This window comes from Methylobacterium planeticum, assembly GCF_008806345.1.
GTDB classification, from domain to species: domain Bacteria; phylum Pseudomonadota; class Alphaproteobacteria; order Rhizobiales; family Beijerinckiaceae; genus Methylobacterium; species Methylobacterium planeticum.
In genome coordinates, this window is sequence record NZ_VZZJ01000005.1 from 154,168 (window position 1) to 168,245 (window position 14,078).

At 73.9% G+C, this 14,078-nt stretch carries 15 protein-coding genes; 9 read left to right on the forward strand and 6 right to left on the reverse strand.

Annotation, left to right across the window (positions count from 1 at the left end):
- Positions 1–246 precede the first annotated feature (246 nt).
- From F6X51_RS27755 to F6X51_RS08145, 7 genes are all read left to right on the forward strand, one after another.
- Positions 247–738: a hypothetical protein gene (locus tag F6X51_RS27755; protein ID WP_191970038.1), complete on the forward strand. Its 492-nt coding sequence runs from the start codon at positions 247–249 to the stop codon at positions 736–738.
- Entirely contained in the window at positions 735–1,106 is a 372-nt protein-coding gene (locus F6X51_RS08120) for a hypothetical protein (protein WP_150962727.1), read from the forward strand. The genes F6X51_RS27755 and F6X51_RS08120 overlap by 4 nt, the downstream gene beginning before the upstream one ends.
- 113 nt (positions 1,107–1,219) lie before the next feature.
- On the forward strand, positions 1,220–1,480 hold the full coding sequence (locus F6X51_RS08125) for a hypothetical protein (protein ID WP_150962728.1): 261 nt from the start codon (positions 1,220–1,222) through the stop codon (positions 1,478–1,480).
- 103 nt (positions 1,481–1,583) lie between these two features.
- Positions 1,584–2,084, forward strand: a complete 501-nt coding sequence (locus F6X51_RS08130; RefSeq protein ID WP_150962729.1) for a DUF2934 domain-containing protein — start codon at positions 1,584–1,586, stop codon at positions 2,082–2,084.
- Between the two features lie 252 nt (positions 2,085–2,336).
- On the forward strand, positions 2,337–2,627 hold the full coding sequence (locus F6X51_RS08135; protein ID WP_150962730.1) for a hypothetical protein: 291 nt from the start codon (positions 2,337–2,339) through the stop codon (positions 2,625–2,627).
- A 76-nt stretch (positions 2,628–2,703) separates the two neighbouring features.
- Entirely contained in the window at positions 2,704–3,384 is a 681-nt protein-coding gene (locus F6X51_RS08140) for an HAD family hydrolase (RefSeq protein WP_150962731.1), read from the forward strand.
- A gap of 182 nt (positions 3,385–3,566) precedes the next feature.
- Positions 3,567–3,770 (forward strand): hypothetical protein, encoded by a 204-nt coding sequence (locus F6X51_RS08145; RefSeq protein ID WP_150962732.1) that lies wholly within the window; start codon positions 3,567–3,569, stop codon positions 3,768–3,770.
- An 89-nt stretch (positions 3,771–3,859) separates the two neighbouring features.
- Here F6X51_RS08145 and F6X51_RS08150 read toward each other — a convergent pair whose 3' ends face one another.
- The 4 genes from F6X51_RS08150 to F6X51_RS08165 form a co-directional block, all read right to left on the reverse strand.
- Positions 3,860–4,180 carry a hypothetical protein gene (locus F6X51_RS08150; protein ID WP_246696683.1) on the reverse strand — a complete coding sequence of 107 codons (321 nt, stop codon included), beginning with the start codon at positions 4,178–4,180 and terminating at the stop codon, positions 3,860–3,862.
- A 148-nt stretch (positions 4,181–4,328) separates the two neighbouring features.
- A complete protein-coding gene (locus F6X51_RS08155) occupies positions 4,329–4,877 on the reverse strand; it encodes a hypothetical protein (protein WP_150962733.1) in 549 nt (182 codons plus the stop codon).
- 83 nt (positions 4,878–4,960) lie between these two features.
- A complete protein-coding gene (locus F6X51_RS08160; protein ID WP_246696684.1) occupies positions 4,961–5,386 on the reverse strand; it encodes a hypothetical protein in 426 nt (141 codons plus the stop codon).
- 50 nt (positions 5,387–5,436) lie between these two features.
- Positions 5,437–5,952 (reverse strand): peptide deformylase, encoded by a 516-nt coding sequence (locus F6X51_RS08165; RefSeq protein WP_150962734.1) that lies wholly within the window; start codon positions 5,950–5,952, stop codon positions 5,437–5,439.
- A 210-nt stretch (positions 5,953–6,162) separates the two neighbouring features.
- Between F6X51_RS08165 and F6X51_RS08170 the strand changes: the two genes are divergently transcribed.
- A complete protein-coding gene (locus tag F6X51_RS08170; protein ID WP_150962735.1) occupies positions 6,163–6,411 on the forward strand; it encodes a hypothetical protein in 249 nt (82 codons plus the stop codon).
- A 205-nt stretch (positions 6,412–6,616) separates the two neighbouring features.
- Positions 6,617–7,030, forward strand: coding sequence for a penta-EF hand family protein (locus F6X51_RS08175; protein ID WP_150962736.1), 414 nt, complete (start codon positions 6,617–6,619; stop codon positions 7,028–7,030).
- A 90-nt stretch (positions 7,031–7,120) separates the two neighbouring features.
- Here the strand turns inward: F6X51_RS08175 and F6X51_RS08180 are convergent, their stop codons facing one another.
- Complete coding sequence (locus F6X51_RS08180; protein ID WP_150962737.1) at positions 7,121–11,476, reverse strand: translocation/assembly module TamB domain-containing protein; 4,356 nt, start codon at positions 11,474–11,476, stop codon at positions 7,121–7,123.
- The gene (locus F6X51_RS08185) at positions 11,476–13,341 is read right to left on the reverse strand and encodes an autotransporter assembly complex protein TamA (RefSeq protein ID WP_246696706.1); all 1,866 of its coding nucleotides are present in this window, start codon (positions 13,339–13,341) and stop codon (positions 11,476–11,478) included. Before F6X51_RS08185 ends, F6X51_RS08180 begins: the two co-directional genes overlap by 1 nt.
- Positions 13,342–14,078 lie beyond the last annotated feature (737 nt).

Genomic DNA, 14,078 nt, shown 5'->3' on the forward strand with positions numbered 1-14,078 from the left:
CCGGGGGGCCCATCGCGAGACGCCGGCTTCGGTTCCCGTCATTCGCGCCCGGTCGGTCCGGCGTCGGGCGCGGGGCCGGGCGGCTTCCGATCCGGCCGCGAGTCGCCTAGACCGGGAGCCCCGCGCTTAAGCGCCGGTTAACCATGAGGCCGCGATCCTGCCCGCCCCCACCCAGCCGCAACCCAGGATCGAGGGACGTCAGAGATGACTCATCGCCCGCGCGGCTGCCCGAAGATCGTCCCGTCCATGCGCGCCCGGCTCATGCGCACCCGGCTCAGGGGTCTCCTGCGCCTCGCCGCCGCCGCGAGCCTCGCGGGGGCGCTGCCGGCCGGGGCGCAGGAGACGGGCATGCGGGGCGGCGAGGCGCCCCTGTTCCTGCGGATCCGGCCCCAGCCCTCCGCCGCCCTCGGCAGCGGAGGCACCCTGCCGGACGGGCCCTCGGATGCCGAGACCGCCCGGCAGGCGCGCGCCGCCCGGGAGGCCGTGTGGGAGCGCGCGGCGGTGCGGGCACGCATCGCCATCGCGTCGGTCTGCACCGGCTGCCTGCAGCCGGAGCGGCCCGCCGCGGCGGTCCAGCGCAACGCGGCGACCCGTGCGGATGCGGGGCCCGAGGGACCGCAAGCGCCGCAGAGTGAACCGCGGGGCGAACCGTCGGGCGCATCGCGAGACCTGCCGGCGAGCCTCGCCGCCCTCTCCGATCCACCATCCCCCAGTCCGACCACGCGAGGTGACCCATGACGCAGAGCCATCCGACCAGCGGCGCCACGCCCGACCCGAACTGCCCGGTCTCCCTCGACCTCCTCGGCGCGGTCTACCGGGCCGACGAGTACGACCTGCCCGAGATCCTGGCCCGGATCCCGCCCCTGACCCGGGCGAAGCTCGCCGCCTACCTGTACGGCAAGAGCCACATGCACCAGCTCGGCCTCACGGTGGCGCGGGCCTGCGAGCGCGAGGAGCTGATCCAGGCCGCCGACGAGATCGGCGCGGTGATCTACGGCCAGTCCCGGCTCAAGCCCGCCAAGGCCGCCCCGACCCCGGCGGCCCCGGGCACCCCGAAGAAGATCAGCCTCGGCGGATCCTCCGCCAAGGGCCGCCGTTTCGATTGAGGCCCGGCCTTCGTCCGGGATGTCGGACGCGCCGATCGAGGATGCCCCGCCGCGGCCCCGGAACCCCGGGGCCGCGGCGAGCTTGTCGAGGGCCGTCGCCGTGGAGTGACTGAATGTTCGGTGCATGGTGGAAGCTCGGGATGGACGCCACGATGCTGGCGATCGAATCCCAGCAGGTGATCGGCATGCGTCTGATGATGCTCTCCGCCGGCGGGTCCGCCGCGCAGGTCGAGGCGCAGCGCATGGTGAACGAGAAGATCATGGCGGCGGGGGAGACCGCGCTCCTCCTCGCCTCCGGGGGCTCCACCGCGCGCGTGGTGGCCGGCTATCGCCGGAAGGTCCGGGCCAATGCCCGCCGCCTGTCCCAGGCGTAGGGAGGGCGCGGACCGGGCGGAAGACAACCCCAGATTGGCGTTAACCTCTCCTTAACCATGCCCTTCCATCGTTCCGGGCAGGCCGGATCAGGAGAGGTGGACGATGGATCGCTTGGAGCAACGCGTGCGCGAGCGCGCCTATTACATCTGGGAGGGCGAGGGCCGGGTCTGCGGCCGCGCCGCGGCGCACTGGTTCCAGGCCGAGGCGGAGTTCCGCGCGGCGGGCCCCGTGGTCGTCCAGGCCACCGCCGAGGCGAGCCTCGCCCCGAGCCCCGCCAAGGTGCTGAAGCCCAGGGCGGCGAAGTCCGCGAAGGCCGAGGCCGTGAAGCCGGCCGCCGCCAAGACCGCGGCGCCCAAAACCGCGGCGCCCAAGGCTGAATCGGCCAAGGCTGAATCGGTCAAGGTTGCGTCGATCAAGGCTGGGGCTCCGAAGGCTGCCGCCCCGAAGGTCTCCGCCAAGGCCGCCCCGAAGCCCGCCCCGAAGGCCGCGGCGCCCAAGGCCGCGGCGCCCAAGGCCGACAAGGCCGCGGCCGCGACCGTCGCCAAGCTCGCCGCCGGCAACAAGGCGAAGAGCCCGGCCGGCGCCCGCCCGGCGGTGCACTGAGCGCCCCGGCGGCGCGGACCGAGACGCCCGCCCGCGCCCGAACCTGCGACGAGAGCCCGTCCCGGCCGCCGGGGCGGGCTCTCGGCGTTCGTGGCCGCGCCCGCCGGCGGGATCTTGCAAGTAGGACCTTGCACGCGGGATCCCTGGAAGCGGGATCCGTTGGAACAGGCCGGCCTCCCGGGCCATTGTATGGCAAAGCTTTTCACCCGGCCGCCGCGGCGCCGGCCCACCCCGTCAGCGAGGCACCCCGTCATGCGGCCCGGATCGACCCTCCTTCTCGCCGCCCTGGCGGTCCTGACGCCCGCCGCCGCGCAGGCCGGCTCCGCCGCCTATGCGCGCCCGGCCCAGGGTCTCCTTGGGCCCGAGACCCCGATCACGGTCGGGGGGCGCGCGCCCTGGAACCGCGCCTGGGAATACGATTCGGGCAGCGACAACGACCGCCGTCCGGAGCTCGACTATTACCAGCAGGGCCGCGGCCAGCAGACCGGCGGCCCCGCCCGCAACCTCCTGCCCGACGACGGGCTGCACCTGTTCCCGCGCTGAGGCGGACCGCCGGAACCGCCGGGCCGCCCACCCGTTCGCCCCCCGCGCCGCGGATCGGCGCGAAGGGGCCGGACCGATGAAAGCCGTGATCTTCGACATCGACGGGACGCTCCTCGACAGCGTGGACCTGCACGCCGCCGCCTGGGTCGAGGCCTTCGGGCATTTCGGCGTGACGGTGAAGCCCGCGGACGTCCGCGGCCAGATCGGCAAGGGCGGCGACCAGCTCATGCCGGTCTTCCTGCCCGAGGAGCGGGTCGAGCGGGAGGGCGAGACCATCGAGGCCTATCGCTCCGACCTGTTCAAGCGCGACTACCTGCCCAGGGTGAAGCCGTTCCCGGCCGTGCGCGAGTTGTTCGCCCGGATCCGGGCGGACGGGCACACCATCGCGCTCGCCTCGTCGGGCAAGAGGTCCGAGGTCGAGCATTACCAGGAGATCCTGGGGATCGCCGACCTCGTGGACGTGGCGACGAGCTCCGACGACGCGGACCGCTCGAAGCCCCATCCCGACATCTTCCAGGCGGCGCTCCGGAAGCTCGCGCCCCTGAAGGCCCGCGACATGCTCGTGGTGGGCGACACGCCCTACGATGCCGAGGCCGCCCGCAAGGCGGGGCTGCCCACCCTCGGGGTGCTCTGCGGCGGCTTCCCGGAGGCGGAGCTCTCGGAAGCGGGCTGCATCGCGATCTACCGCGACCCACAGGACCTCCTCGACGGCTACGACGCCTCGCCGCTGGCACGGGGCCACGCCGTCTCCGGCTGACGTCCAGGGAAAAGACGCCCGCGCGGGACGATATCCCCGTCTTCCCGCGGCCCTGTTGCGGTGATGTGACATCAGTAACGTGCCGGCTACCAATCGGTGACGAGATGGGTGGCGCGCGGCCTCCGAACGGCGTAGCGAGCCGCGCGGATAAGCCCGAGATCCCACGAGGACGAGCGCGGATCATGTCTCAGCCGGCCCAGTCGATGTCCCAGTCCATGTCTCCCTCGAAATCCCTGCAGCAGCAGATCTCGGAGGCCGTCCAGAACCGGGCGGCCCCGATCAGCCACCTGCTGCGCCTGATGTCGGCCCTCGATGCCGATGCCAGCGCCAACGAGAACCTGCGCCACCAGCTCCGCGCCCGCATCGGCGCCCCCCTCGGCGGCTGAGGGCGCTTCGGCCGGCCCTCCTCGGGGGACCGGCCCCCGAGGGCCCGCGGCCGGCCCGCCTCCGGCCGGCCGCGCGGATCCGCGCCGCCTCAGCGGGCCCGGCGCGGGCGCCGCGCGGGCTTGCGGGCGCGGTGCTGCGCCCGCTGCATGCAGGCCGTGTAGATCTGCCGGCCGACCGCGCGCAGGCCGATCCCCTGCGGGTCGGGGGCCGAGAACACCCGGGCGCGGGCCTCGTTGCGGCAGGCCGCGTCCTGCGGGCTCTGGATCGGCGGCTCGCCCTGGGCGGAGGCTCCCGGGACGCCGCCGAGGCCGGCGAGGATCAGGCCGAGGAGCGCGGGCGCCAGACGACGGGACAGGGAGCGGGCATCGGCGGGACCCTGGGGGCGGCTCCGGGCAGCGGCAGGCGGCATCAGGTCGGTTCCTCGCGGTCGCGTGGGTGTGGCGGGCCCGGGCGCGGCGCCGGCCCGGTTCCGGACAGATAGGGCGCCCGCGCGCCACAGCGAAGCTCGAACCGCCCGCGGCGCGCTGCGCCGTCACCGCAGGGCCGGGGTCACCGGATCAGGGGAGCACCCAGAGGCAGGCCGGGGCCGATTGCACGCTCAGGCACTCGTAGGGCGCGCCCCCCACCATGGCGCGGTGCTCGACCGCTCCGATCCCGGACCGGGGCAGGGCGCGGCAGCGCGGCTCCTGCGGCAGGAGGGCCGCCGCGGCGCCGCGATCCTCCGCCGCCCGCGCCATCAGCTGGCGCAGGGCGACGAGCGAGTCACAAGCGACCACCTCTCCGGCGACCACCCGGCCAGTGCCGCCTTGGCCAATGCGGACTTGGCCAGTGCCGACTTGGCCAGTGCCGGCTTGGCCGGCAACCCCTTGCCCGGCAACCCCTTGCCCTGTGACACCTTGCCCGGCGGTCCGGTCCTGCGCCCGCGCCGGAGCGCCCGGCCCGGCGAGGCCGGCGAGCCAGAGGCCGGCCGCGAGGGCGAGGCCGGCCCGGAGGGCGAGGCTTGCTCGGAGGGCGAGGCTTGCTCGGAGGGCCAGAGCGGCCTGGCGGGCCGGCACGGCCCGGCGGGCCAGACCGGCCCGGATGGTCGGCACGATCGGACTGCGCATGAGGAACCTCCCTGGCGCGCCCTCGGGCGCCGCGCCTCCGGCGGAGCATAGACCGGGCGCGCCGGCCGGCAGAAGGGCCGGGCTCAGCGGCGCAGCTTGTCCGGCGCCGGCCGCCGGGGCGGCTCGGCGGGGGGCGGCTTCACCGGGGTCACCGCGCCGGCGCGGGTCCACTGGCAGACCTGGGTCCCCTGGAGGCCGATGCAATCATAGGCCTGCCCGTCGAGGGCGACGTGGTCGGCGAGCGCCGAGACCTTGTCGCGGCTGAGGACGCCGCAGCCGAGGTGGTCGGCCTTCTCGTCGGCGAGGCGGGCGGCGGCGAGGCCCGCATCCCCCTGCGACTGGCGCAGCAGCAGGCGCAGGTTGGCGAGGGACGGGCAGCCGACCACCGGGCTCGGATCGGGCGCGGCCGCGGCCTTGGCGGGGGCCGCCTTCTGGGCCTCGGCCGCGGCGGGCCCCGCCAAGGCCGCGGCGAGAGCCAGGACGGTCGCCGGGAGGAGGAGGCTGCGCATGGGCCTGCCTATCACGCCCGGTCGCGGCCCCGCCATCACCCCGCGCCCCATCACGGCGCCTCCGGCCGCGCGTCGCGCCGGAGCTTGGCGTAGCGCTTCAGCGCCCGCTCCCGCCGCAGCCGCGACAGGCGCTCGAGCCAGAAGATGCCGTCGAGCTGGTCGATCTCGTGCTGCAGGCAGGCGGCGCGGAACCCCTCCGCCTCGTCCTCCCGCTCCGCCCCCGCGAGGTCCCGGTAGCGGATCCGGACGGCGCGGGCCCGCTCCACGGTCTCGGCGACGCCCGGCATCAGGACGCTGCCCTCGGTGCCCGCGGCCCGCTCCGGCGAGGCCCAGACGATCTCCGGATTGACGTAGACGTGGTGCGGCGCGCCGGGCTCGAGCCGCAGCACCACCAGCCGCAGCGGCCGGCCGATATGGGGCGCGGTCAGCCCGACCGCCTGCGCGGCGTCGAGGGTGTCGCGGATGTCGAGGGCGAGCTCGCGCAGGGCCTCGTCGAAGACCAGGACGGGCTCGGCCCGCGCGCGGAGGCGGGGATCCGGAAAGTAGATCAGCGGTCGGGCGGGCACGAAACGGGGCTCCGGGAGGCGGGGATCGATTCAGGGGTCGTGCTGCGGCGCAGCGGGGAAAGCATTCCGGCGGATTTCATCCACGCGGGAGGCCTGATCTGGATTTGTTCAACAGAATAGGGCCGTTCAGCATGAACAATTCATATGATTTGTTCCGGGAACGATCGTCGCCGGGCGGTGTTGGGACGGCAACCTTTCGAGGAGAAACGCATGAAGACCCTGCTCGCCGGAACCGTGATCGCCCTCTCCCTCGCCGGCCTCGCCCCGGCCTCCGCCCAGCGCATCGACATCGGCCCGGGCGGCCCCAGCGTCGACCTCCGCTCCCGCGGCGAGCGCGAGCGCGACTACCGCCGCGAGGAATACCGCCGCGACCGCGACGACGACCGCCGCCTCTACCGCTCGCAGCGCTACGACGACGATCGCCGCGGCCGCAACGAACGCCGCGGCTACGGCTACTGATTCGAGGACGCCGAATCGCCACCAGATCGGAGACGGGCCGGGCGACCGGCCCTCTTCTTGCGGCCGGTCATCACGTTCCCGTGTCATCGCAGGGCGCGGCGGAAATTTTCCCCGCCGTCCCCGATCTCTCCCGACGCCTCCCCCTTGTGCAACGCGGCAGACAGGGATAGGGACAATCCCGCAAACCAGTCGGGAGAAAGTGGCAATGAGCCTTCGTGTTTCCAGCAGCTTCGCGGCGCTGATCATCGCCGTGTCGACCCTCGCGGCCCCCGCCGTCCTCGCCAAGCCGGTGAGCGGCGCCGGCGCGATCAAGATGATCGATACTGACAACGACGCCACGATCGACATGAAGGAAGTCGAGGCCGTGGCCTCCGCGACCTTCGATCGCCTCGAGAAGGACGCCGACGGCACCCTCGACGCCAAGGAGCTGAAGGGCCGCCTCAGCAAGGCCGGCGTCAAGCAGGCCGACCCGGACAGCGACGGCACCCTCGACAAGAAGGAATACCTCGCGGCCGTGGCCGCGCGCTTCAAGGCCGCCGATCCGGACAACGATGGCACCCTCGACGCCAAGGAACTCCAGACCCCCGCCGGCAAGGCCCTGCTCGCGCTCATCCGCTAAGCGCGATCCGATCGACCCCCGGGACGAAGCCCGCTTCCGCGACGAGCGGAAGCGGGCTTTCTGCTGGGCGCATGCACCGCGCGTTCTGGTTCAGTACTCCCATTCCGCCCCGACGCCGACGGCGGTGCGCCCATCGCTGCCGGCCTCGCCCTGGATCCTCACCCGGCGGGTCACCTCGTAATCGACGGTGGCGGCCGTATCGGCGGGCTTGGCGCCGGCCTTCACGCCGACGCTGAGGCGGTCGCTCAGGTAGCGCGAGGCACCGACCGCCGGACCGCCGCTCGCCCCCGTCGAGACATCGAGGCTATCGAGGCCGAGCCCCTTGCGCGCCTCCTCGAAGACGTCGATGCCGCCGGCGCCGCCGGAGAGCTGCGCCACCCCTTGCGCCAGCTGCAGCGCCTGAAAGGCCGAGAGCTTGCCCGCCGCCTTCTTGAACAGCAGGCGCGACAGCACCTCGTCCTGCGGCAGGCTCGGATCCGAGGTGAGGACGAAGGCCGGCTGGTTGGCCGGTCCCGTCACGGCGACCCGGGCCGTGACCTCGGCGGCCTTTGTCTCGGCCGCGAAATCGAGGTCCGGCGCCGTCAGCTCGCCCCCGAAGGTGAGGCGTCCCCGCGTGAAATCGAGGCGCTGGCCGATGATGCTGAGGCGCCCGCGCCGCATCTCGAAGGCGCCGATCGCCCGCGGGTCGCGCGAGGATCCGGTGAGCCGCAGGTCGCCGCCGAGTTCGGCATCGATGCCGCGCCCGCGCACGAAGATGCGGTTCGGCGCGTGGACGGCGACGTCGAGGGTCGCGTCGAAGGGCGCGGCGGCAACGCCGCGGCGTCGCCCGATCGCGGCGACCTGCGCCTCGCGCTCCGACGACCGGCCGAGCTTGGCCCGGAGTTCCGGCGGCGTGTTGACCCTGCGGATGCCGGGCAAGGGCTGGACCGTCGCGGGTAGGCGATCGGGCACCGACACATCGATCGAGACCACGTCGACCCGTCCCGTCACCCGCGGCGTGCGGGCGAGCGGCCCGCTCAGCGCGAGGTTCAGGCTCGCGACGGCCGTCATCAGCGGGCTCGCGACGAGTTCCGCCCGATCGCCGACGAGGGTGAGCATGCCCGGAAAGCCGGCCTCGGGGGCGATGGCGACGCGGCCCGCGGCCCGCAACGTCCCGCCATTGCGGGTGGCGGCCGTCAGGTGCTCCAGCACGATCGTGTCGCCGCGCCCGGTCGCCCGTCCCTCGATCCCGGTGAGGCGGATCCCCTGAAGCGGGTCTGTGAAGCTGCCGCCGGTGAGCGTGGCGCCGCCCTCCACGCGGGGGGCGGCGAGCGTCCCGGTGACGCCGGCATCGAAGACGACGCGCCCCGTAACCCGCTGCCCGCCGGCGCTCAGGAAGCTGTTCGCGAGTGCCGCCTCGAGCGTGCCGCGGGCCTTGAGGGCGAGGGCGCCCTCCGCCTCGATCGGCAGCGAGCCGCTCACCGTCATCTCGATGCCACGCCCCGCCGAGACGCGTCCGTCGAGGCCGGCGCGGCCATCCGCAAGGGTGCCGCTCGCGCGCGCCTCGATCGGTGGGAGGCCGGCCTTGCGGGTTTCCGGTGTGACGAGACGATTGACCGTCAGGGCGTAGCGGCCCTCCGGGCGGCTGGCATCGCCGCGCATCTCCGCCTCGCCCTCGAGGGTGCCGCTCAGGGCCAGGCCCGGGCTCGCGATGCGGGCGAGCGACAGGGGAAGCGCACGGATGCCGAGCTTGAGATCGAGACGGTCGCCCGCCCGGCCCGAGAGGTCGAGGCGCCCGCCGCCGGCGTTGATGCTCAGCCCCTCGATCAGGGCGCTCCCCTGATCGAGGGTGATCGTCGCCGGCCCCGCGAGCGCCAACCGGTCGCCCCCGCGCGCCGCCACGAACCGCGACAGCTCGATCCGGATCCGCTCCGCCGGGATCAGGCGCGCGGCCCCGTCGAGGTCGAAGCCGCGGGCCTTGGCCCTCACGGTCACGTCGCTCGCGGCCGGCGTGCCGACCGCGGCGAGGCGCACCGTGTCGAGGCTCTCGCCCGCGGCGACCACGCGGTCGGCGTCGAGGTGCCCGTCGATGACCGGAGCCTTCCGGAGGTCATGCCCCCGCAGGTCCGCGTCGAGGCGCGCGAGCCCGATGTCTCCGACCCGGATCGTCCCAGCCTTCGCGCGGAGGACCGCATCCTGGCGCCCGCCCGCGCGGGTCAGGGTGAGGCCGGCCTCGACGGTGCCGGCCATCGGCCTGAGGGCGACGGCCGACAGGTCGTCGAGATTGGCCGCCGCGACGGTGAGCAGCCCCTCCACCAGTCCCGTCCCGGCCTCGATCGCGGCGTGACCGTCGATCACGGCCGAGCCGAGGCGGACGGCGAGACGATCGAGGGACCAGTTCTGCGCGGACGGGCGGGCGAGGTGCACATCGCCCTGGAGCGGCTTCCCGCCGATCGATCCACCGAGGCGCAGGGTGCCGTCGAGGGCACCCGTCAGGTCGCGGATCGTGGTGTCGACGCGCAGGTCGCGGATCGGACGTCCGAGGGCGGTGGCCTCGGCGGCGCTCAGCGTGGCCGCCAGATCGGGCCGCGCCAGGGTGCCGGTGAGGCGGCCATCCAGGGTGGCGCGGCCGGCGAGGGTCCGGTCGAGGGCGGAGAGATCCTTGAGGTCGAGGTTGAGGCGGGTGTCGGCGAGCCGCGCGGTGGCGCGGCCGTCGAGGCGGGCGATCATCTGGGCGCCCTCGAGGCGCACGCCCTCGAACGCGTACCCGTCGTAGACCTGAGACAGGCGGCCGGTGAAGTGCGGGCTTCGCCCGAGCAGGCGGTCGACGGGCGGCGCGCCGAGGGCGAGATCCTGAGTGCGCAGGTCGACATCGGCCGTCACGGCCTTGCGGGCCGGGTCGCCGCTGAGGATCGCCTTCGCCGAGAGACTGCCCGCGAGGGCACGGTCGGCGAGCCGCGAATAGGCACCGAGATCGGGCAGGCGCGCCTCGAGCGTTCCGGTCAGGGTATTCTGGCCGAGCCGGCCGGCATAGCTCACCTCGGCGGTCGGCCCGGCGATGCGCAGGCGCGAGACGGCGAGCGTGCTGTCGGGCTCGATCGTCCCTCGCAGGGTCAGGACAGCGTGCGAGCCGAGAGCACCGGCGAGCGCCGGATCGGCCAGGGCAAGGCCCTCGACCCGGGCATCCGCGCTCAGGGCGAAGCGGCTCGCGGCTTCCGTCCCTGCGGGCTCGGCCTGCACGCTCGCCTCGATCCGATCGAGCCGGCTGTCGCGCGTGCGGAGACCCGCTGCCTTGAGCGCGCCGCGCACTTGCGGACGCACGAGCGGTCCCTTCAGGCTGCCGTCGAAGACGAGGCTCTGCAGCTCTGTCTCGGCGGCCTTCGTCACGCCGCCCTCGGTCGGGACGGCGCGCGCCGACACGGTGAAATCGGCCACGCGGTCGGCGCTGAGGCTGCCGCGCGCGTCGAGACGGGCCGTGCGCGAGGTGAGCTCGAGGCGGTCGATGCCGAGACTGCCGCTGTCGGAGAAGCGTAGGGAGCCGCCGAGCTGGGTCGTGCCCGAGAACACGGCGGCGGCCGGGCCCGGCAGCAGGCCCTCGATGCGCGAGGCGAGGTCGAGGCTGAGGCGGCGCTCCGCCCCGACGCGCGAGATCTTCGCGCCGCCCTTGGCTCCGATGCTCTCGCCCGCATCGAAATCGAGGCGGGCATTCCAGGCGTCGAGGGTGCCGCGCCCGTCGAGGTCGAGGTTGATCGGCGGGGTACCCGGCACGTTCAGCCCCTTCGAGAGCAGTCCGCCGGCGGGCTCCGTCAGCGTTGCCTTCACCTCGAGGCGCTCGCCCTTCGGCACGAACAGGAGCCGCGCCGCGAACTGGCCGGCGGCGTCGAGCCGGCGGATGCCGAGATCGAGGTCGAGACCTTCGGCGGGTGCGCCGAGCTTGACCTTGCCCTCCGCCTCGAGGCGGGCGGGCTGACCCGCGACCGCCTCGCCGAGAACGAGGTCCGCGAGGCGGAAGCCCTTGATCTCGACCTTCACGGGCAGGTCCGGCAGCAGCGACCCATCGGGTTCCGGGGTGTCCGCGACGGGGGCGGGCTGGGGGCGGCGCATCACCTCGAGGCGGCCGAGTTCGAGGCTGTCGATCTCCAGGCGCCCCGACAGGAGCGCGAGCCGGCGCCAGACGATGCGCGCCCGGTCGAGCTTCAGCCAGACGCCGTCCCGGTCGCTGATCGCCACGTCCCGGATCGTCGCGTCCGAGGAGAGCGCGCCGTCGACCGCTCCGATCGCGACGCGGGAGCTCGGCGTCGAGAGGGCCTTCGACAGGAGGCCGCCGAGCACCGACTTCTCGCCCTCGTCGGCCGCGCGGGACGAGCTCGCGGCCCCGAGGCAGGCCGCGAGGACGAGCGCGCACAGAGCCGCGCTCAACGCTCGGCCGCGGCTCGCGCGGCGGGACAGCATGCGGAAAGGAGCCATCAGAAGGCCTGTCCCAGGCTGATGTAGAGGGCGACCGGACGCTCGTGATTGCCTTTGATCCGGTCGAGCGGGAAGGCGAGGTCGACGCGGATCGGCCCGATCCCGGTGTAGTAGCGCAGGCCGATGCCGGCCGCGTACCGGATCCGCTCGTCGAGATCGGGCAGGCTGCCGGCAAAGGCGGTGCCGGCATCGAAGAACGGCACCACCCCGATGGTGTCGGTGACCTTGATGCGGGCCTCGACCGAGGCTTCCAGCAGGCTGCGGCCGCCGACGGGCAGGTTGAAGGGGCCGCGGGGGCCGAGGGTCCGGTACGCGAAGCCGCGCACCGAACCGCCGCCGCCCGCGAAGAAGCGGATGTTGGCCGGGATGTCCTCGAGCCGCGCGCCCGAGATCGAGCCGAAGCCGACGCGGCCGGCGAGGATGTACTTCGCCTCGTCGTCGAAGGCGTAATAGGTCGATCCCTGCGCCTTCGCGACGAAGATCGAGGGATCGGAGCCGAGGAATCCCGCATAGGGCGTGGCGGAGGCGGTGATCCGCACGCCCTCGGTCGGATCGAGGAGGTTGTCGGTCGAATCGTACGAGACCGAGACGGGCACGCCGACGAGCCGGTAATCGACCTTGCCCAACGCGTCCTGGGAACGGCCCGCCTGCCCGTCGACGCCGACCTGCGCGAAGAAGGTGTCGGAGAAGCGGTGCCGGATGCCGACCGTGCCGCCGACCGCATCGGCGACGTAGCTCTGCTGCGCCTCGCGCCCGGCGAAGAGGTTGGCCACGAGATCGTTGCGGGTGCCCCAGAGGGCCGGCTTGACGAAGGTCGCCGAGAGGCGGCCGCCGAGGCCGTTCGAGTCGATGCCCGCGAGCTTGCGCTGCGTCGCGTAGAGGTCGTTGCCGAGATAGTAGATGTCGGCATCGATCCGCAGGGTCTCGCCGCCGCCGAACAGGTTGCGGTTGGCGTAGTAGGCGCGGATGCCCGGGCCATCGACGGTGGAGTAGCGGGCCGAGACGCCGATCAGGTTGCGCTCCCGCTCCGTCACCTCCACGAAGATCGGCAGGTTGCCCTCTGCATCGAGGGCGTGCGCCTCGCGCACCCGCACCGAGCCGAGCCCCTCCACCTTGGCGACCGAACGGCGGATGTCGGCGATCGCCTTCGGGGAGTAGGGATCGCCCGGCTCCGCGTAGATGAAGGAACGAACCACGGCCGGATCGATCGCCTCGGTTCCGCTCAGGGCCACCGCGCCGAGGCCGGCGAGCGGCCCCGGATCGACCGTGAAGGTCACGTCCATCACGTGGGCGGCATCGTCGACGACGGGGTCGCGCGAGACCACCCTGGCGAAGGGATGCCCGAGCGAGCGGAAGCGGTCGACGATCCGTGCTTCCCGCGCCAGCACCGTGGCGGACCGCGCCGGGACCTCGTCGTCGACGCGGGTGACGCGCGCGGGCAGCACCTCGGCGGTGAAGGGCCGGCCGCGCACGTCGCGGACCGTGATGCTGCGCAGGGTGTAGAGGGGACCGGGATCGAGGGCGATCCTGACCGGAACGAGCGCGCGGTTGCGCGCGCGCTCCGCCGCCCGCGCGGCGGGGGCGAGGGACGCCTCGCCGCCGACCGCGACGCCGTCGACCCGGATCGCGACCTGTCCCGCGTAGTAGCCGTAGCCCGACAGGGCCTCGGGCAGGCGCCGGAGATCCGCCTCGGCCCGGCGCACAAGGCCCTCGCCGTCGGGCGGCGGCTCCTGGCGCAGGCGGTGGAGGGTGGAGGTGTCCTGGAGCGCCTTGAGCAGGTCCTCGTCGTCGGCGCCTGAGAATTTCACGCCGTAGGGCAGGAGCGCCGCGCTCGGAGCCGGCGGCTCCTCCTCGGATCCGAACAGGCCGAAGAGATCGAAGGCCGGCGCCGGCTGCGTCGAGGCGAGGACGAGCCCAACACAGGCCCAAGCCCAGGTCGAAGCCCGTCCGAGCCGGCGGATCGTCGGAAATCGGCCCCGCTTCGGGGTCACCTGAGCCACGCGCGAACGGATCTCGTCGCTCAGGCCGCGCAACGGCCGAACGCGACAGGCTCCGGCATGCTGGCCCGCGGCCCCACGGGCGCGCCCATCCGGACGTTCGTCTGCGTCGTCATCTCAAGCCCCCGCTCGATGCCGGCCCGCGCGAATGGGGCCCCGCAGCCCGGAGAGCCCGCGTCCCGCCCATGCCCCAGGCTCCGGGGAGCCATGCCCATGGTGCCGCGCTCACGGTGCCGCGCACCTCGCGCGAAGCCTAGCCGCCGGGCCTTGCGCGAGCAACCTTCGCGGGGGATGGCGCCGCCCGGCGCCCGATGGCGCGCCGGGCCGGGCCCCTCTCAACCTGCCGCAGCGGCTCACGAATCCGGCAGCGCCCGCGCCCGATCCCCGCAGGTGCGCGGCAGCACGAAATCCGGCAAACGCCGACTTGCCAGAACGGCGGCGGCGACCTACCTCAGCCTCTCATCGATCCGTGGCCGGCTCATGCCGGGTTGCCTCGCCCCATCGTCTCCGCTGTCCCCAAGGGCGCCGCATCGACCCGTTCCCATATCGACCGACCCGCCCTTTACGCTCCTGCGCGGACAGCCGCCGGGGCGGGCGGGTCTCCT